Origin of the sequence: Staphylococcus sp. HMSC071G07, from assembly GCF_001811435.1 — a bacterium.
Lineage (GTDB): Bacteria > Bacillota > Bacilli > Staphylococcales > Staphylococcaceae > Staphylococcus > Staphylococcus pettenkoferi.
The window spans coordinates 368,691-386,428 of sequence record NZ_KV804768.1; the positions used below are offsets into that span (position 1 = coordinate 368,691).

A 17,738-nucleotide genomic window follows, 5' to 3' on the forward strand; every position below is an offset into this window, starting at 1 on the left:
TTATTCTAACCAAGTATACTCTTGATAAATCCAATTATTTTTGGATTGGTCGTTAGGGTGGATATAAGCCATGACCTTACCATCTTTTAAACATTCAACTGTTACTGGAGACCTGTTGCCATTTTGTCTAGCCAAGAAAGATTGGTTATCAGTAACAAATCCTGTAGGTAGTTGAGCTATTTGCATACTAGAGCCTGTAATATTAGATACATTCAATCTAATTGAACGTATTATAAAATAATGTGCCATTGAACGGTTACCTACGCTAACCTCTCTAATACTTGATTTAAAACCAGTACTCACCGCATTGTTTTTCATATTAGTAGGTATAGAAATATCCACCCAGCCACTATCGCCTACCATATCTTTCATCGCTGTATCTAACAACTCTAAGCTTGTTTTTTGTTTTTCTATCATCTTATTTAGTTGTTCTACTTTTTCAGCAATGTTGATAAACGGATTGTTTTCTCCTTCTACTTCCAACCCTTCTATTGCATCTATATGTGTTACCGGGAAATAGGTATCCCCATTTCTATCTTTTAAATACCGATGGCTTATCTCTCTACTCATCTAATAATGTCACCCCCACAACTTCTGAATAGTTATCTGTTTCAGAAAGCGCTTTATCGCTAAGCGAACTACCTTTAACTAAATTATTTACTTTCTTTATGTTGCTGTTTATATTCTGTTGAATTTTAATGATGTCTGTCGGTGAATTGCTAAAGTCCACTTCTACTGGTTTATTTAAATAAGGGTGAGATTCAGTTATTTTCACTACTTTTAAATCAAGGTTATATCCTAATGGTTGGTGAATAAATCGTATTGTGTTGTTCTCCTTAATATCACCGTTATTGATATAATGTTTGTTTTCGGTACTACCTAAATAATTGGTAGAAACTTCAACTGTAGGTTCATCGTTCAATTCCGACTTTAATTTTTTCAATAATTCTTCTTTGTTTAACACATTATCATCAAAGACAGTAGGAGCTTCCGAAAAGCCGAAAGTATCGTAGTTCGGAGATTTATATTCAGCGTACGCATGATAGACATCAGACCCCTTTAATATAGCGGTTAAATTTAGCACTGTTGATTTCTCAGTACCTACGTACATACAAGGTTTAGATTTTTTGTAATCTACACCTTTTTTTGCACCTCTAAAAATAGCTTTGAATGTATGAGTGCCTTTCGTTAACCCACGTCTTATTATGATCTTTTCAGATGTTGCAGTTTTGCTATAACATTCATATCTGCCTATGTGTTCATTATCTAAATAAACATCTAATACGCCACCTTTAGCCATTTTCTTCAGCGTCCATTCAAGTGTTTCGTTACCCCACTTACAATTAAATGTTTTTGTATAACTAGCGCCAACACTTTCAGTTCTCCAGGTACCATCTTTGATAAATTCACCTGAATACTGAAGATTTTTAGGTTTTATTGGATTGTAGTTTTTAGTTTCGGATTTTGTTTTTTTCTTTCCGTATCCTTGAATATAAGTTCTAATGTCTGTTGTGGTAGTTGTAGCTTGGACTTCACTTGAATTGTATTTATAAATTAATGGCAAATCAGATTGTTTATAAAATGATTTTTCGTCATAAATATAAATCTTTTTATTGTCAGCAAAATAGATATAGTTAAATAGTTCAGCGCCTTCTGTTAAAAATTCCATTCCATTTTTATCTCCAAGTTCATCGATAGTTACACGTTCTGGAAACTTACCGATAATTTCATAGCTGAAACCAATTTTATTACCTTTAAAACCAAATTCTAAATATTGTCCTAACGTCATGGTTGGCTTGTTCTCTTCGTTTGTTGTTTCTTCGTTGTTTAATTCCTCATTCTCTAAATCCTTGTGAATATAATGATTTTGGAATTCCATGAATATATGTTTTGCAGTAATTTCATTTGTTACCATTGCCCCGTCATATTTAATTGCTGTGGATTTGATTATATACTCTTGACCTTGCCAAAGTATCACCATTTCATTTAATAATGCATCAAAAATATCAGCATTAGAAGTTGTCTTATATATTGTAAAACTAATGGAACGTTCGTTATTTTTTTCATATTCGTATTTGAATGAACCGAAATCATAGTCGCTAATAATTTCGCCAAATGTGCCTTTTCTATTTTTTATTATCAAGTCTTTCAATTCATTCACCTACCTATATATGAACGGGAATATCCATTGTGTTTTAACTTCTTCTATACCTTCTCCGGTTATCTCTATATCGTTAAACCCTTTCGCTAATGTGAGCCATTGCCAATTAGTTTCAATACCAACACGTTTTTTGTTGATAAAAGGGTGGACTCCGTTTATAACTAATTGCCTATTTTTTTTGATACCTTTCTTATATTCGAAAACATCACCTGTTGTCTTATTAGTTATTTTAAAACCTTTAGGCGCATCAATATTTATTAACAACTTAAATTGGTGTCTGAACAACGGATTAATTGTATCTGATGAACCGTTATAAATTTGAAAGCCTGTTGTGTCGTGAGTATATTTAATTTCATCATTGTCCAGTATGCCAGTTTCAAATTGCCAATCACCACTTGATAAACTGAACTCACTAGTGTCTTTCAATGACTCTGAATACCCTTTAAACACTATAAAAGTAATTTTGAATGTAGCGAATGAATTTGTTAAATCTTCATTTTCACTACTATCACAATAAACTGCATATTTCTTACCAGGAGCATCACTATGCCAAACGTAATAAGGTTCTCGTTTATAAAGAATGTTTCTTAATTTTTGCTTATATAACCTTAAATCTCTAGTATCTAAACCTTTGAAAGAAAAATTTAAAACCAAATTAAAAGGACCGAACGTAGTCGGTCCCATCAGCACACCATCAATACCATTGATTTCAATTGTATTTGCGTTCACTTCCACATCTTCTTCTATATGGTCTAAAAATAGCAAATTGGGTGTGTCAGTCAATTTAATATCAAAGTTATCATTAAATATCCTAACTTCCTTTTTCAAACTAGAAAGCACCTCCCATATTGTATGCCATCATTCGCGCACGTTTACCTTGTGCTTTACTTACTTCACGTTCATTAAATCCTTTAGGTTGCTCTTCGATACGTCTTGAGCTTGCTACGAGTTGTGTGAGTAGGTCAACTTGTTGTTGTGTAGCTTCTAATTGTCGTGCAAGCATATTAACCACTTCTTGATCGTCGCTACCGCCTAAATTGTTAGGGCTACGTAGTTGTTTAGGACGCTTATTACCTGCAGTGTCGCCACCGATTTGTTCTGCCGCAATAGCAAGTAATTTCATAGCATCAGATTGTCGAGCAGGGTCAGTAGGAATTACAAATTCTGGGTAACCGTCTTCTGCGAGGTTGTATAGCCCTTTATTTGTAACCATTCCACCTGTTTTATATGCGTAGTCACCTGCACGTTTAAAAGCACTTCTCCAACTACCCATGATTGGCACCCATTTACCAACGATATAGCGCATTGCAGAAATTGCTTGGTCAGTTGGGTTTAAAATGTTGCCGTGTCCTGCTTTAGCATACGCTTTAAATGACGGTTCAATCATTTGGAACATACCTTTAGATGGTGTCCCTGCTTTAGCGTTACTATCCCAGTTGTTGACTGCACCAGCTTGGAAGTTAGATTCACGTTTAGCAACTCTCATCATTTGTTCTGTGATATAAGATGACTTGTAGCGACCGCCTAAGATTGCCTGTGCTTTCTTAATAGCCTTACGTGCGTTCGCTGATCCACTACCTCCAACTTTGCCACCACCTTTTAAGCTTTTAAGCCACTTGAGCGGGTCTTTAGCTGTATCGTTACCTGCATGACTTCCTTTCATTAATTGGAAGTGCAAGTGGGCACCACGTACGAAATTACCAGTATCACCAGACTTACCGATTAACTGACCTGGTTTGATTCGTTGACCTTGCTTGGCGATTTGTTTGGACAAGTGCATATACCAGTTCCATTCGCCTTGACCTGTTTTAATTTGTACGGATTTACCGCCACCATAGTCAGTCCATACTTTGTCTGCTTTACCACCTTTAACAGCGTATACATTAGTTCCGATCGGCATACCGAAGTCTACACCGTAGTGACGTCCACCGTTGAAGTTTAAGCCGCCGGTATAAGAGCCGAATTTTTGCCAGATAGGATGTTTGAATAACCAAGCGGCATCTCCATCGCCACCTTCGGCTTCTTCCATCCAATTTTTAATCATATCAATAGCTGCCGTTTTAAGTTTACCGAACATACCTTTCATCATATCAAAAGGTAAGCTAGCTTTTTTGGGTATTCCGAAGGATTCTATGTTAATCCCGAATGCATCTGCAATCTTTTCAAATAGTTTCCCCGGTTTTCCGACCCATTCCATCACATCGCCAATTTTATCTTCTAACCAACTTTTACCTTTGCCAATGGCATTCGCTGATTTTTCTAACGCTTTTTGTGTTCCTTGTTTAATACCATGAGCGGCTTGAGATGCCTTTTCGCCAAATTTACCTTTGATGTAGTTTCCGAAGTCACCAAGATTTCTTTTTTTCTTAGAAGTACCTTTTGAGAATTTAGGCAGATTATTTAAGATGCTATGTGTTTGTTTACCATTAATGACTGATGAACCTTTAGGCAAGAATGTTGTTGTGTCTCTGTTTGGTGTAAGTGTTGTCTTACCATTAGGGTATCGTATCATTTCATGTCTAAATCCACCTGGGCCATTGCCTCGTCCTTTATCTCCTACAGTGGCGAATGTATCACGGTTTACTTTACCATTTGTCACTATATTTTGTGTGTGAGTGGACTCTGTACCAGTGTGTAATTTGACTTTAGGTAAGGCATCCATACCGAGTTTTTTACCAACCCAGTTTACACCTTTGATTAATCCGTTTAATCCTTTTTCTACTCCACTGATCATGCCTTTGAAGAAACCTTTGATTTTTCCTGTAACTGATTTGATAACGTTACCCATTTTGTCCATGACGCCAGTTACTTTATTCTTCATTCCAGTAACTAAATTTACTGTACTGTTTTTAATACCTTTCCATTTCTTACTCATGAAACTGCCGACGGAATTCATCGTTTTATGTGTTCCTTTAGACAAAGAACCCCAAGCGCCTTTGACACCAGACCACGTGCCTTTAGCTTTTTTCACTGTGTCAGATTTGATGCTCGACCACTTAGAACTCATGAAACTACCTACTGCTTTGAATGTTTTAGTAGTGCCTTTTTTAAGGTTGTTCCATGCATTTTTAACGCCGGACCATAAAGCTTTAGCTCGTTTTACGACGCCGTTTTTAATGTTGGTCCATACTTTCAGCGCAAAGTTTTTAACCGCATTGAATATCGCAGTTGTACCTTTTTTAAGCGCGTTGAACGCAGCTTTAACTCCGTTCCAAAGTCCTTTAGCTCGTTTTATAACACCGTTTTTAATAGCATTCCAAACTTTGAAAGAGAAATTCTTAACAGCGTTAAATATAGTGGTTACGGTATTTTTTATTCCTTTGAATATATTAGCAATGCCATTTCTTAACCCTCTGACAATGTTGAGTATACCGTTTTTAATTGCATTCCAAACTTTTATAGAGAAAGATTTGATAGCATTGAATACAGCCAATACAATTCTTTTCACTAAATTAAAATTGGCTCTGATTTGCGCTACATAGGCTTTAATTATTGCGATTACGCCATTTTTAAGTAACGCCCATATTTTAATAGCTGCATTCTTCATGCCGTTCCATAAAACTGATAAGACAGCTTTTAACACTTGTATAGGGTGCTGTATAGATAATTTAATAGCGTTCCATATGATTGCAGCGCTTCCTTTTATAGCATTCCATATGATTATCGTAGATACTTTTACAGCAGTCCAAATACCAACAATGTAATTTTTCAAAAATCCGAATATGGCTATCGCAGCATTTTTAATTGAATTCCAAATACCGATAACCGCATTTCTGAATGTACTGTTTGTTTTCCAAAGGTAAACAATAACTCCTACCAGTGCAGTGATTACAGTGATAACTATTCCAACCGGTCCTGTCATAAATCTGATTGCTAGTCCTAAACCTTTAGTTGCTAATGCTGCCGCTTTAGTTACACCAGTCCAAACAGTCATGGCAGTTGCTGCAATTTTAGTTTTAATCGCTTGTATTGTTTGAGACGTAGTCAATGCAGCTACCGCATATCTATAACCATTTGCTATGCCACGAGCAGTGGCGGTAACGCCATTCCAAATGCCGGTCGCTGCTGCGCTGGTTTTAGATAAAAACGATAATGTTCTCATACTCGTCATTAAAGAACCTAATACTGTTATAGCAGTACCGATTGTCGAGGCCATAACGCCAAAGATCATTAGTAGTGGTCCAATAGCTGCGGCTAATAATCCTACAATCGCTATTGTTTTTTGTATGCCTTTTGGTAAATTAGTAAACTTATTCGCTAATGATGTAATCCATTTAGCAATTTTATATAACATTGGGGCTAATGCATCACCTAATGAAATCGCTAAACTTTCAATAGCTGATTTCATCTTACGCATTGCACCACCAATGCCACCTTCCATTTCATTGGCCATTCTTTTAGAAGCACCATTAGAGCCATCTATAGATTTAGTTAGCTTTTTATAATCTTCGTCTGATGCATTGATAACTGCTAATGCACCACTCATGGCTTCTTTACCGAATATTGTACTTGCTGCGGCTGCTTGTTGGTCTTTGGATAAACCGCCCATCTTATTTCTAAGCTGGTCCATGACATCTCTCATAGGTAACATTTCGCCGTTGCTATCAGTAATGGAGATGCCTAGTTTATCCATTTCTTCTTTCATTGCTTTTGTTGGTTTAGCAAGGTTAGTGAACATCGTTCTTAATGCTGTACCGGCTTTTTCACCTTTTATCCCAGCATTAGACATCAGACCAATAGCTATTGATGTATCTTCTACGGTGTAACCTAATGCACCAGCAACTGGAGCAGCATATTTAAACGCCTCACCTAAACCACGCACATCAGTATTAGCTTTCGAACTTGTTTGAGCTAAAACATCTGCAAAGTGGGTACTATCTTTAGCTTTCATACCAAACGCAGTTAAGTTGTCGGTTACAATATCAGATACGCTTGCTAAATCTTCGCCAGATGCAGCAGCTAAATTCATTACACCGCCAACACCTTTTAGCATATCTTTGGTGTCCCAACCAGCAAGTGCCATATAGTTCATCGCTTCAGCAGATTCCGAAGCAGTAAACTTAGTATCTCGACCCATTTGAAGTGCTTTCGTTCTAAGTTGATTAAACTCATTACCAGTAGCACCAGATGTGGCCTTTACTTTGCGCATAGTATCGTCAAAGTCTATACTTTTCTTCATCGCAGCACCAAAACCTGCCACAATTGGTGCGGTAACGTGTAAACTCATGTTACGCCCAACTGACTTCATTGATTCACCAATAGATTTCATCTTAGGTCCTATTTCAGAAAATGTTTGCCCAAGTCTACCGATAGACGATTTACTTACTGCAATCATTTCTCTATATTTACCTCGCGTTTGGTCGAGTTCGTTTTGTAAATAGTTGAGATTATCAGCTTGTCGACTATACTCTTGTCTTAATTGAGCGGCTTTTTTGCTATTCACACCAGATTCTCTTGATACTTCTTGGTATTTTGCTTTTAACGCTGCAACGTTAGCTTTAGATTCTTTGACTGCTTGGGATAATTCCCTAGTTCTTAACTTATATGAGTTCAAACTTTTTTCGGAATACTTAAAGTTATTGTTAGATAATTTTAAATCAGCGTTTAGTCCTTTAAAACTACGTTTTATTTCTGCGAGGCTACGTTGAACGCCCATATCCTTCATGGAAAGGTCAATCTGCAACCCTTTAATTCTTTCTGCCATCACTCCACCTCCTTACTTGTGAGATGTATTACATGAATGCATTAATCATGCTATCCGTTTTCTTGACGTTTTTCTTATTACTTTCGTCAACTAATTCCATGAAGAAAGCGAAAGGCATGTCTAAAATATCGTTAATATCCTTCCCGCCTTCCTTCATCATTTGCAGCATGAGTTTCTTCATATTTTCTTTATGTTCCTTGTATGAAATGGACTTTAGATGATTCGCGCTAGTTCCTTTTTTCTTTCTTCGTCCATTTGTCCCTGTGCGATAAATTCAATTTGCCCTTGTAATTCTTCAACTGCATCTGGTGCATGTAATCTGTCTAGTAAGTCATCTTTAGTGAATTGGTTATTGTAAATGTCTACGACCATGTCTAGCATTTGGTCGATATTTTCTTGTGCGGAAGTATTTTCATCTGATGCACCGTCCATTAAGTCTGCAGCATCATAGATTTTACGGAATGGAATTTGAGTTGGAGTAATGAATGTATCGTATTTTGCGTTGCCTTCTGTATCAGTTACTGCGTTACCTTTTTTGTCTACTTGTACTAATTTAATAAAGTTACGTTTAGCCATATTTAATTGCTCCTTTAATTTTGGTTTTTATTTGCAAATAAAAAGAGGGCATATAGCCCTCAAGTAGAATTATTCTTGTGATTCGTCTGAATCACTTTGTGGTTGATTAACCGTTACTTTAGTTGTTGCTTTTTTATTACCATCTTCAGTAGTGACAGTAATGTTAGCTTGTCCAGGTGCTACGCCAGTAACGTGTCCATTTTGATTTACGGTTGCTACATCTTCGTTTGATGAAGCTAAACTAATAGATTTATTTGTAGCCGTAGACGGCGTTACTGTTGCTTTTAATACACCTTCTTCGCCAACATTAAGTGACATTGTTGTTGGTTCGACTGTCACGCCACTTACTGCGATAGGTTTCGTTTTAAAACCAGGCACTTTCACTTTTTCAGATTCACCGTTTTCGTTTTTACGAGTAACAGTATAAGTACCTGCTTTATAACTAGTATTAGCATTTAAGCCGTCGATAGTGACTGTTGCTTGTCCATCTGTGTACTCTGTGCTTTTGACAAGCTCATCACCTTTGTACACATTAAGTGTTTCTGTCATTCGTATTCACCTCGTTTGATTTTGCCCCTATTCTGCTGAAATAGCCGCAGATGAATCATCTGTTTCTACTTCAACATTTTGGGGATTGTTAGGGTGTTTCTGTTTCTTCTGCATTATCGTCAGAAGTATTTTCTGAATCATCTTCTGCTTTACCATCAAAGATTGCAGACCAAATAGCATCCTTCATAACAGATGTGCCTTTAGCATCGTGACCTAATAACATAGCTTTTTCTTCTTCAAAGCCTTTAACTGGTGCTTGCATGAATTCTGCAGTAGTAGAGTCAGAACTGAATTCTACACCATCTTCTTTTGTGTTACCTTCTAATTCAGGGAATGTGAATAATCCTTTAGGTAGTCCAACGTATTCACGTGAACCATCTTCCATAGTTTTAGCGAACATAACAGCTACATATGGAGGCGTATCGTTACCAACTGATACAATGCCATCTTCTGATTTTTCTAAGCCAAATAACGCCACTCTGTCCTCTAATGGTAGTTTGTGGAAACCAGCTTCTACTTCGATAGTACCGTTAGCAACAGCCATTTCTGCTACTTGGTTATCACCGTATGCTTTTTCAATGTCTTGGTCCTTAGATACTGAAATTTCTTGCAAATATTTAATACGTTCTGGGTCTGTAACAGCTTGTACATCTTCGCCATGTACTTTGTAATAAAACTCTGTTAATCCTGTAAATGAACGGTAGTTTTTCTCTGCCATATTAAAACACTCCTAAATTTTAAAATATTGTTTACCTTCAAACCGTTTAGCTTGATGGTATAAGTTGAACTCTTTAACATATTCAGGTTTCATAGAAGATGTTTCACCAAATCCTAATACTTCCCACATTGTTCTTTGCAATAAAAAAACGAGCCTATCTGATAGGACTCGTCCGTTTACGCCTTGCTTTTGTTTTACAAATACATCTATTTGATAAAAATATTCGTAAGTGAGATTATCATTATCACCAAAATCAGTAGGTGTAGGTGTATCTAATGGATCTATGACAATCACTACATCTTTAATTTCTTGTGCGTTTGGATAATCAAAGAATTTAATATTGTTCTTTTGAACATGCTCCATAATTTCTTTATTATCTGTAATCGCTTCATATATCTTCATTGTGATGTCATCCAATAAGTTACACCCTCTTTCTCAATTCTTCTTTAACTGTTCTGAAATACGTTTCTCTGCCTTCACGCATCGCGTTTTCAATAACGCCTTTGCCTCGTGTATTAACCCACTTTCCAGAACGGTCATAGTGTCCGTACTCATTTAAGTGGATAATTCTATAACGTTGTTTAGGCCCACGCCAATGAATTTTCACTGTGCGCACACCATTTATCGTCATAGGTTTAGATACTGTCGTTTCTTCGACAGATTCACCGGTATCTTTAAATGACTTCATGTTGTTTTTGATTATTCGAACAACCTTCTGGCCACCTTTAGTTAGTGCGAAGTCTGTAACTCGTTTCATCGCACCTCGGCCATATTTGCGTTCTAGAGCATCTTGTATCTCTTTGTAGCCTCTGAGTGTCACACTCATTGTTCTTCACCCACAATCTTGACGTAACCTTTTGTTTTCGCAGGCGACACATTTTTGATATTAAAAAACAACCCTGCATACATACCGTTATGAACTTCAAATACTTGGTTCACAGTCGGTACAAATTGAGGTTGTGCATCTCTAATATTTAATGTGACGGAGCGTTTACTCACTTCTAAATTGTTAAGTTGTACGTCTTTTTGTGTTGGCTCATACATATCTGCAAAGCAACTATAGACGTTTTGCAACTCGCCCATGCCCGCTTCTGGTCCCTCATCTAAATCTGTGTAGAAACTAATACGATAATCTAAACTATTCAGATTCAAGTAATCGTCTCCGTTTCCATTTAACTAAATCTGTTCTTAACGTTTGAATAAGTGACATAGATGAGGCGGGTACGTCATATGATTGTTCATTACTCGTGATTGAACGATTATCGTTGTGGTGCGCGACAATATTTAATACTGCTAAATTAAACAATGCGTTATCTTCGAAAAATGCTTGGTCTTCATCTGCAAGCGATACGGCAGCCTTGACTTCATTGATCGCACTGGGTACATAGACGTTCATGATTAAATCATCATCAAAGTCATGGTCTACACGTATCGCTTTCTTAACAGAATCTTTGTCGTTAATATCAAACAACTAATCACCCCTATTCTGCCGTAATAGATACAGACTTAGCGTTTGCATTAACTACGACATTTTGGGGCGTGTTAGGGCGTTTCAGTAGCCGCGTCATCTTCGAATGTTACGAAATATCCAGCGTTAGCGTCGGCTTGTTTAACGTCGAAACGGAATGCGCCCATAAGGTATTTACCGTAAATGTCGTTGTCAATCCATTGAACCGAAATATCAGTACGGTCTGCGAATAATACGGCACGTTCTAAATCGCCAACGAATGCAACTGCATCGCCGTTTTTACCTAATAAGTCATCACGTACTACTGTTACGTTCATACCTAATACAGTGTTGCCAGCAGTGTTGATAATGCTGTCTTGTAGTAAGTAACGTCCATTGCCATCTTTAAGTGTGTCTAGTTTTTGATAGAAGCTTTGAGTACAAACAATACGACGGTTGTATCCAGGATCTAATTGAACGTTAGTGATTGCTTTTAAGTCATCAACATCAGAAACAGTAGTAGGATTGAATTGTTTTAATACGTCTCCAATTTTTTCGTTGAGAGTATTCACTTTTTGTTCTTGGATATTATCTTGAACGATTTGAGTTAAGTTAGCGATTGAGTCATCGAGTGCCTCTTGAGAAATTGGGATAGCACCACGATAAGTCGCTACTTCCCATGCAACCGTTTCGAATTTTGGTTTAGCGAGTTCTGGGTTTTTCTCTAACTCTTCAACAGTGTGGAATTTGTCGTCCGCACGTTTTAAGATTGGATATTTACCACTTGCAGTTGATACAGAAGTTTTTGTAACAAGTTCAGATAAATCTTGTACCGTTTTTACTTCCTTTTCAGGAATGTATTTGATCTCTTCTGGAATTGTTACACCAACGTCATCTGATTTAACGTTATCACGTTTAGCTCCTTTTGATTTCATGTACTCTTCAAAACCTTGAATTTTAAGGTCTTGTTCTGGGCTCTTTTGTAATTTTGCCATGCGTTTTCCTCCTTGTTTTTCTTTCTTTTTCTTCTCTTCTTCAAGTTCTTCTTCTGTAGGCTCTTCAACCTTTTCGATTGATTTGTCTTCATCAGATTCACTTTCAGAAGCGTCGTCAGAGTCTTTTTCTTCTTCCTCTTTGACTTCTTTAGGTTGCTCCTGTTTAGGTGCATCCTTTACCTCTGATTCAGATTCAGTTGTGTTTTCAGATGTTGGTTTTTCTGGTTTATCTTCAGCCACGTCTGATTCCTCCTCATTTTGATTTGGTGCAATCTCATCGATTTCTTTAGAAAGAGACTCTAGCTCTTCTAAAGACTTTTTCTGTTCGTCGATGTCTGCTTTGAGCTTGCGCGCAGTCTCTAAATCGCCTTTATTAACTGCATCTTGTGCTTGGTTAATTAAGTCTTGAAGTTCTTTCTTCAAGTCGTTAAAGCCAGCCATTTAATCACTCCTTTTTAAAATTAGGTATAAAAAATAGCCTTACGTATCTAAACGAAGGCTGTCTAACTGTAATGAGATTTTCAGACTTTCCAAATCTTTAAATCGCTCTAAAGATTTGGCACGTTGACCAACTTCAACTGATGTGTCTTTGTAAGCAGGGATAGTTACTACACTCACTTCAATGAGTTGGTCAATTTGATGTATGGTTTGCACGTATTCGCCGTCTTCATTCGACCACGTTCGTGCCGATTCTTCGTTAGGTAAGGTGTAGAAGAAACTACATTGATTGACGTTACCTGCTTTAATATTCTCGTAGATGTCACGCGCATAGCTTGTATTAGGCAAGTGACACTTAAAGTAAAGCCCTTTTTCATCTACATTAAGTTCTAACGTCTCTGCCTGGGTACGACCGATAACATAGTTGAAGTCGTGATTAATTAAACATTTCACGTCACTCACATCCACACCATCTAGCGCATCAGGCGATACAACCTCTTTGAAACCACCTAAATCATCACTCATTGAGTTAAATAGTATGGCATATCCCTCAATGACCATGTCTTGTTGTCCAGTGTCAACGTTGCTATTCGTCATTCTCATCACCCCCTTTAAGGGTGTCTATATCTCTGTTTTGTTTGTTAATTTTAGCTTGTTGATAATCTTTAAGTGCAGACAATGGCGCACGGTTAAGGTCGACAAGTGGTTCATCACCGTTATCAATCGGTTGATAACCAAATGTGCTACGTGCTTCATCTGTTGAGATAATCCCTTTACTGTGCAATTCAGATATACGATTGAGTTGCAATTCAGGGTCAATATCAATTAAACGTGATGAATCAAACTCTAATTCATAATCACTGCCAATTGTTTTGAATATCTTCGTCTCAAGTTCGGCAATCATCATCTTAAAGATAGGATCTAATGTACTTTGTAGATACTCTAAATTGGCTTGTGTGATTGATGTATTGACCGTTTCAATTCCGAGTTTAGAAACAGGTAAGCCAAACGCTTTAGCAACTTGAGACGTACTGAATTTGTAACTATTTAAGAAGTTCAATACTTCAGTCGGAATTTGCAGTCTTGAAAATTCCATCGTGTCATCTAAAGCAACTAAACCACCGTTATTCGCTAACTGGCTTTCAGAGAAGTTCTTTTTAAGCTCTTTCAACTGTTCAGCGTTAATCTGACCTTTTTTATACTTGAGTACCGATGTCGATGTTCCACCATTATCAAAGAAATTACGTAAGAACGATTTACTTCCTTGCGATATACCAATCTCGTGCATGAGCGCATACAACGGACTGTAGCCCGTATATCCGTCTAACGTGATGTATCTGAAGTGTAGTATATCGTCGCCCGTTTTACGCTCTGTGTTGCCGTGAGCGTCTTCTGAGACGTTATACATCACTTCCCCGTTCACTTCTTCCAATCCTACCAAATCATTATGTAGGAAGTAGAAACTTGTAGGGAAACCATTTTTATCACGTACAATTTCAACAAACGACTGACCGTTCAAAAGCATATTAGCGATGATAATGAACTTAAAGTGCCAACCAGGCAACTGACCGTCTGGATTATCATTAAACAATTTAAGAATATCATCCATAACAACGTTCGATTCATGACCTTTAACTTTTAAACGTGTACTTGCAATATCGGCAGAGATGATACGTGTTGCAGTAAATACGTCACTGTTACGTAAAGCGTTAATACCTGTAAAACTTGCGTGCATCCCGTGTTCTTGCCAATATAAGATACGTTCCAGGTCACGGTTCATCCGTTGTTCTTTTGTGTTAAAGCCTAAATCAAGTAATGGCATTATTTATCCCTCCTTTCCGCCGAAGAGTCATCGGTATAGAGTTGATTAAGTAAATAAGCAATACCAACTAATACAACACCGATAAAAATAAAGGCTATCGGTTTCCAAAAGATAAATAAGCCATAAAAAATACTCGCAATCCCTAATATAAATACGATAGCGAGCAACAAGGCGTATAGTATTTTGTTCACTTTATACACCTCCTTAAATAAACAGTGGCATGTTAACATCTGCATTCCATTCGTGTTCACACGCTTCTACATAAGCAAAAATTGTACTCATTAATGGATCTATCTTCTCACGATTCATTCGTTTTTCTATCATGATTGAGTCGTTTGTATCTTTAGCGACCGCATTCTTAATTGCTATATCTAGCAATGGATTGTAAGCGTGTTTAATATCGCCATTGATTACGTTAAGTCTAAAGCTCATGTTTGGATTAGATAGTGTTTGCGGTCCTTGTCTTATTTCAATTAAGTCATAATATAAGTGCCATTCCCTACGTTCTATTTCTGCTAGAACACCATGTATAGCATAAGGGTCGTAACAGATTGCTTGTACTTCTAAATTGTGGCTTTGAACATAGTCATCAATGTAATCAAGCACTTGATCTGTGTTAATAATACCGCTTGATAAGTCTGTAATCGTGCAAAAGCCGTCATTAGCAAGTTGCCGATAATCGATATAGTCGCGCTCTATCTTCGCTTGTAAACCGCCTTTAGTACCAACGAACGAATGACTGTCTACATAGTATTGTTGGCTCTCTTCATCTAAGTGGATGAAAGACACTGCAGTTAAGTCATCGGCTCTGGATAAGTCAAGACCGATATAAACTTTAGTACCGTCAATGTCAAACTCTGTTTCGTTCTTTTTCCAGTCATTAAAGTCGAGGTAAGATTCTTCTGATGCTTGCATCCAGTAGTTAAAGTTCTTAACTAAGATTTTAAACATCGAACTTTTCTCTGAACCTTCCTTAACACGCTTTTCAAGGAATGATTCAATCTGTTCACGTAAGTCATCCGACTCGTTTATTAACGGATTAGACTTCGCCCACATCTTTTTATCTTGCCATTCCTCTTCTGAATCTTGTTCAAAGATAATCGCTAGATACTCGTCGTCTCTATACTCTTCATGTAAGATTTTACGAGCGTACGGCAACTCATCGACATACATGGGTGCATTTAAGTTAAAGCCTGCCGTTGAGATGATGAAGATAAGTGATTGTAGTAAGTTCCCTTGCCCAGATTCGATAAGCTCCAACATCTCATCTGTCTTCGCTGCATGATACTCATCGATAACTGCCATGAATGGTTCGAAACCATCGACGCCGCCAGTATCACGGGATAGTGGCATGATGTAAGAACCGTCTTTTAAGTTATTGATTTGCTCACGTACTTTCTTCACATCTTTCTTAACTTCGGGTACGCGTGTTGTAAATGATTGCAACTGTTTAGAGACCATGTTAAACACGATGCTCGCTTGTTTCTTATCATTGGCCGCACAATACATCTGACGCCCTTCTGTAGGCTCGTTATCGAATAGAAAGGCGTATAGGACTAAACCTGCGACCATGAGCGATTTACCCTGTTTACGTGCCATAGAGATGTAAGCTTTTCTAAAGCGTAAGTAGTCATTTTCATTAAACCAACCACGTACCATAGAGATAATGAACTTTTGGAATAGTCCTAGCTTATGCACTTTCCCTTTGGTGTCGGGTAATATCTCGATAAACTTAATTACTTTATTGGCTCTCTTAGGCTTATAGACGTACGGGAATGTATCATCTGATGTTATCCTTTGAATGTCTTTTAAATGGCGTATACAGGCGTTCACAGTGTCCTCACAAGCGACGTATGTGCCAGATAAAACCATGACGCAGTATTTATAAGCATCATCTTTATATTTTTCTGGTATATCAAGCAGTTGTTCATACATATCAGGTATTTTTACGCTAGTCATCATCGTCAACCCCGAATTCATCGTACACAGATTTCTTGACTTCACTTTCGGTCGGTACGACCAATCGCATACGTGAATCAATCGTCATTCCTAATTGACCACAGATGGACCTTAACTCTTTCAATGATTCCATATACGCCATGAAGGCACCTGTTTTACGATTAGTTTCAGGGTCGACCATACCTTCAATACCATCTTTTGAACTAATTGCACGATATAAAGTATCGTTTTGGTCTACTACTTCACAATATTTCTTGATAAGCGTGTAATCTAATTCAGCTATAGGCAATTGTTCGAGTAATGGAACAACTCTCAACCATTCTTTAGCAGCATTTTCGGTTAATCCTTCGGGTATAGAATCGACATTAATCTTTTCAAACTTTTGTAAGCCGTTTTCTTTATACTCAGCTTGCTCTAATACTTCTTTATTGTGATTTCCTGTTTTAGCAGCGTTTAATTTAGGCTTTCTACCTGCCATATCAGCACCTCCTAACGATATATGACTTTGTGAATGTTTTCATTTCTAGAATTTGGTCACAAAAAAGGCCGGCTCGTTTTCGGCGCTCTCTCAACACCCACGCGGTTTTTCTCGCCCCGTCAAAATCAAAAATCGAAAAATTATTTTTGACCGTGAATTTTATTGTGACACCGATAACAGACTGCCTCTAAATTATCCATATCCAGTCTTTTAGACCAATCCCGTTTCAGCTCAACCTTATGATGGACAATCAAACTATCACTTGTAATCACGCCTTGTTCTAGACATCTCTGACAAAGGTAATTATCACGTATTAACACTTGTTCTCTTGTCTTACGCCATACAGTTGAGTTATAAAAGGCTGTATAAGCTTGGTTCTCTCTATTACGTCGAACCTGTGAGTTATACCTTTTAGTATTGGCTTTCCTATACTCTTCCAACTCGCTTTGCTTATACTTTCTGTTTCCTAATCTTACTTTAGTTTCGAATTTCATTTTCAGTTTCAACTTCTTTCAAATCGAAAACAATTCAAACAATAAAATTAAAAAGATAAAAACAAAAAGACAAAACGAAATTCTAAAATAGAAAATCATTTTGTCTTTTCGCATTTGCAAATCAATCATAAAACTTTATTTACTTTTATCATTTGAATTCTCTCAATCAATTCTTCTAAACAATTCTTTACTTGATAATCTTTTTTCAAATGACAAACAACTTCTAAATCAAATCGAATAAACAATTTGAAATAGAAGTTGTCATTAATACAGAAAGGAAATCATAGAATGAATCACTCAATACGAAACGATAACGTTGTCACATTCAGAGACGTTAACTTATCGATCGTAAGCTTAACCCTTTGGCTAGGTTCATAAGTGTGTACCTTAAATACTA

The 17,738-nt window shown here is 37.2% G+C and carries 19 protein-coding genes; all 19 read right to left on the reverse strand.

Translation table 11 applies throughout. The features are described 5' to 3' along the window. The 19 genes from HMPREF2802_RS06090 to HMPREF2802_RS06175 all read right to left on the reverse strand — a co-directional run bounded on the left by HMPREF2802_RS06090 (position 1) and on the right by HMPREF2802_RS06175 (position 17,341). Positions 1-570: a hypothetical protein gene (locus HMPREF2802_RS06090; protein ID WP_070503108.1), complete on the reverse strand. Its 570-nt coding sequence runs from the start codon at positions 568-570 to the stop codon at positions 1-3. Then, entirely contained in the window at positions 563-2,152 is a 1,590-nt protein-coding gene (locus HMPREF2802_RS06095; protein WP_070503109.1) for a prophage endopeptidase tail family protein, read from the reverse strand. Before HMPREF2802_RS06095 ends, HMPREF2802_RS06090 begins: the two co-directional genes overlap by 8 nt. Before the next feature lie 9 nt (positions 2,153-2,161). Beyond that, a complete protein-coding gene (locus HMPREF2802_RS06100) occupies positions 2,162-2,989 on the reverse strand; it encodes a distal tail protein Dit (protein WP_070503110.1) in 828 nt (275 codons plus the stop codon). Between the two features lies 1 nt (position 2,990). Further along, positions 2,991-7,865 (reverse strand): phage tail tape measure protein, encoded by a 4,875-nt coding sequence (locus HMPREF2802_RS06105; RefSeq protein ID WP_070503111.1) that lies wholly within the window; start codon positions 7,863-7,865, stop codon positions 2,991-2,993. Between the two features lie 28 nt (positions 7,866-7,893). Then, positions 7,894-8,046, reverse strand: a complete 153-nt coding sequence (gene gpGT, locus HMPREF2802_RS12230) for a phage tail assembly chaperone GT (RefSeq protein ID WP_218085167.1) — start codon at positions 8,044-8,046, stop codon at positions 7,894-7,896. A gap of 32 nt (positions 8,047-8,078) precedes the next feature. Further along, entirely contained in the window at positions 8,079-8,441 is a 363-nt protein-coding gene (gene gpG / locus HMPREF2802_RS06110; protein ID WP_049408512.1) for a phage tail assembly chaperone G, read from the reverse strand. A gap of 69 nt (positions 8,442-8,510) precedes the next feature. Beyond that, the gene (locus HMPREF2802_RS06115) at positions 8,511-8,990 is read right to left on the reverse strand and encodes an Ig-like domain-containing protein (RefSeq protein WP_070503112.1); all 480 of its coding nucleotides are present in this window, start codon (positions 8,988-8,990) and stop codon (positions 8,511-8,513) included. Between the two features lie 88 nt (positions 8,991-9,078). Beyond that, on the reverse strand, positions 9,079-9,708 hold the full coding sequence (locus tag HMPREF2802_RS06120; protein WP_070503113.1) for a major tail protein: 630 nt from the start codon (positions 9,706-9,708) through the stop codon (positions 9,079-9,081). Between the two features lie 12 nt (positions 9,709-9,720). Beyond that, the gene (locus tag HMPREF2802_RS06125) at positions 9,721-10,125 is read right to left on the reverse strand and encodes a hypothetical protein (protein ID WP_070503114.1); all 405 of its coding nucleotides are present in this window, start codon (positions 10,123-10,125) and stop codon (positions 9,721-9,723) included. Positions 10,126-10,129: 4 nt separating this feature from the next. Next, positions 10,130-10,534, reverse strand: coding sequence for a hypothetical protein (locus HMPREF2802_RS06130; protein ID WP_070503115.1), 405 nt, complete (start codon positions 10,532-10,534; stop codon positions 10,130-10,132). Continuing rightward, positions 10,531-10,860, reverse strand: a complete 330-nt coding sequence (locus tag HMPREF2802_RS06135) for a hypothetical protein (protein ID WP_070503116.1) — start codon at positions 10,858-10,860, stop codon at positions 10,531-10,533. Before HMPREF2802_RS06135 ends, HMPREF2802_RS06130 begins: the two co-directional genes overlap by 4 nt. Beyond that, positions 10,847-11,179, reverse strand: a complete 333-nt coding sequence (locus HMPREF2802_RS06140) for a head-tail connector protein (protein WP_070503117.1) — start codon at positions 11,177-11,179, stop codon at positions 10,847-10,849. Before HMPREF2802_RS06140 ends, HMPREF2802_RS06135 begins: the two co-directional genes overlap by 14 nt. A 71-nt stretch (positions 11,180-11,250) precedes the next feature. Next, positions 11,251-12,591, reverse strand: a complete 1,341-nt coding sequence (locus HMPREF2802_RS06145) for a phage major capsid protein (protein WP_070503118.1) — start codon at positions 12,589-12,591, stop codon at positions 11,251-11,253. 39 nt (positions 12,592-12,630) lie between these two features. Then, positions 12,631-13,185 (reverse strand): HK97 family phage prohead protease, encoded by a 555-nt coding sequence (locus HMPREF2802_RS06150; RefSeq protein WP_070503119.1) that lies wholly within the window; start codon positions 13,183-13,185, stop codon positions 12,631-12,633. Further along, positions 13,175-14,410: a phage portal protein gene (locus HMPREF2802_RS06155; RefSeq protein ID WP_070503120.1), complete on the reverse strand. Its 1,236-nt coding sequence runs from the start codon at positions 14,408-14,410 to the stop codon at positions 13,175-13,177. Before HMPREF2802_RS06155 ends, HMPREF2802_RS06150 begins: the two co-directional genes overlap by 11 nt. Next, positions 14,410-14,601 carry a hypothetical protein gene (locus HMPREF2802_RS06160; RefSeq protein ID WP_070503121.1) on the reverse strand — a complete coding sequence of 64 codons (192 nt, stop codon included), beginning with the start codon at positions 14,599-14,601 and terminating at the stop codon, positions 14,410-14,412. Before HMPREF2802_RS06160 ends, HMPREF2802_RS06155 begins: the two co-directional genes overlap by 1 nt. A 13-nt stretch (positions 14,602-14,614) precedes the next feature. Further along, positions 14,615-16,369 carry a terminase large subunit gene (locus HMPREF2802_RS06165; RefSeq protein ID WP_070503122.1) on the reverse strand — a complete coding sequence of 585 codons (1,755 nt, stop codon included), beginning with the start codon at positions 16,367-16,369 and terminating at the stop codon, positions 14,615-14,617. After that, positions 16,362-16,847, reverse strand: a complete 486-nt coding sequence (locus HMPREF2802_RS06170) for a phage terminase small subunit P27 family (RefSeq protein WP_070503123.1) — start codon at positions 16,845-16,847, stop codon at positions 16,362-16,364. Before HMPREF2802_RS06170 ends, HMPREF2802_RS06165 begins: the two co-directional genes overlap by 8 nt. A 140-nt stretch (positions 16,848-16,987) precedes the next feature. Next, on the reverse strand, positions 16,988-17,341 hold the full coding sequence (locus HMPREF2802_RS06175) for an HNH endonuclease (RefSeq protein WP_070503124.1): 354 nt from the start codon (positions 17,339-17,341) through the stop codon (positions 16,988-16,990). Positions 17,342-17,738: the final 397 nt, after the last annotated feature.

Bases quoted from the DNA above. Each gene is read 5' to 3' on its own strand.
- HMPREF2802_RS06090 (WP_070503108.1), bottom strand. From the start codon at position 570: ATGAGTAGAGAGATAAGCCATCGGTATTTAAAAGATAGAAATGGGGAT.
- HMPREF2802_RS06105 (WP_070503111.1), bottom strand. From the start codon at position 7,865: ATGGCAGAAAGAATTAAAGGGTTGCAGATTGACCTTTCCATGAAGGAT.
- gpGT (WP_218085167.1), bottom strand. From the start codon at position 8,046: ATGAAGAAACTCATGCTGCAAATGATGAAGGAAGGCGGGAAGGATATT.
- gpG (WP_049408512.1), bottom strand. From the start codon at position 8,441: ATGGCTAAACGTAACTTTATTAAATTAGTACAAGTAGACAAAAAAGGT.
- HMPREF2802_RS06115 (WP_070503112.1), bottom strand. From the start codon at position 8,990: ATGACAGAAACACTTAATGTGTACAAAGGTGATGAGCTTGTCAAAAGC.
- HMPREF2802_RS06120 (WP_070503113.1), bottom strand. From the start codon at position 9,708: ATGGCAGAGAAAAACTACCGTTCATTTACAGGATTAACAGAGTTTTAT.
- HMPREF2802_RS06130 (WP_070503115.1), bottom strand. From the start codon at position 10,534: ATGAGTGTGACACTCAGAGGCTACAAAGAGATACAAGATGCTCTAGAA.
- HMPREF2802_RS06145 (WP_070503118.1), bottom strand. From the start codon at position 12,591: ATGGCTGGCTTTAACGACTTGAAGAAAGAACTTCAAGACTTAATTAAC.
- HMPREF2802_RS06150 (WP_070503119.1), bottom strand. From the start codon at position 13,185: ATGACGAATAGCAACGTTGACACTGGACAACAAGACATGGTCATTGAG.
- HMPREF2802_RS06155 (WP_070503120.1), bottom strand. From the start codon at position 14,410: ATGCCATTACTTGATTTAGGCTTTAACACAAAAGAACAACGGATGAAC.
- HMPREF2802_RS06165 (WP_070503122.1), bottom strand. From the start codon at position 16,369: ATGACTAGCGTAAAAATACCTGATATGTATGAACAACTGCTTGATATA.
- HMPREF2802_RS06170 (WP_070503123.1), bottom strand. From the start codon at position 16,847: ATGGCAGGTAGAAAGCCTAAATTAAACGCTGCTAAAACAGGAAATCAC.
- HMPREF2802_RS06175 (WP_070503124.1), bottom strand. From the start codon at position 17,341: ATGAAATTCGAAACTAAAGTAAGATTAGGAAACAGAAAGTATAAGCAA.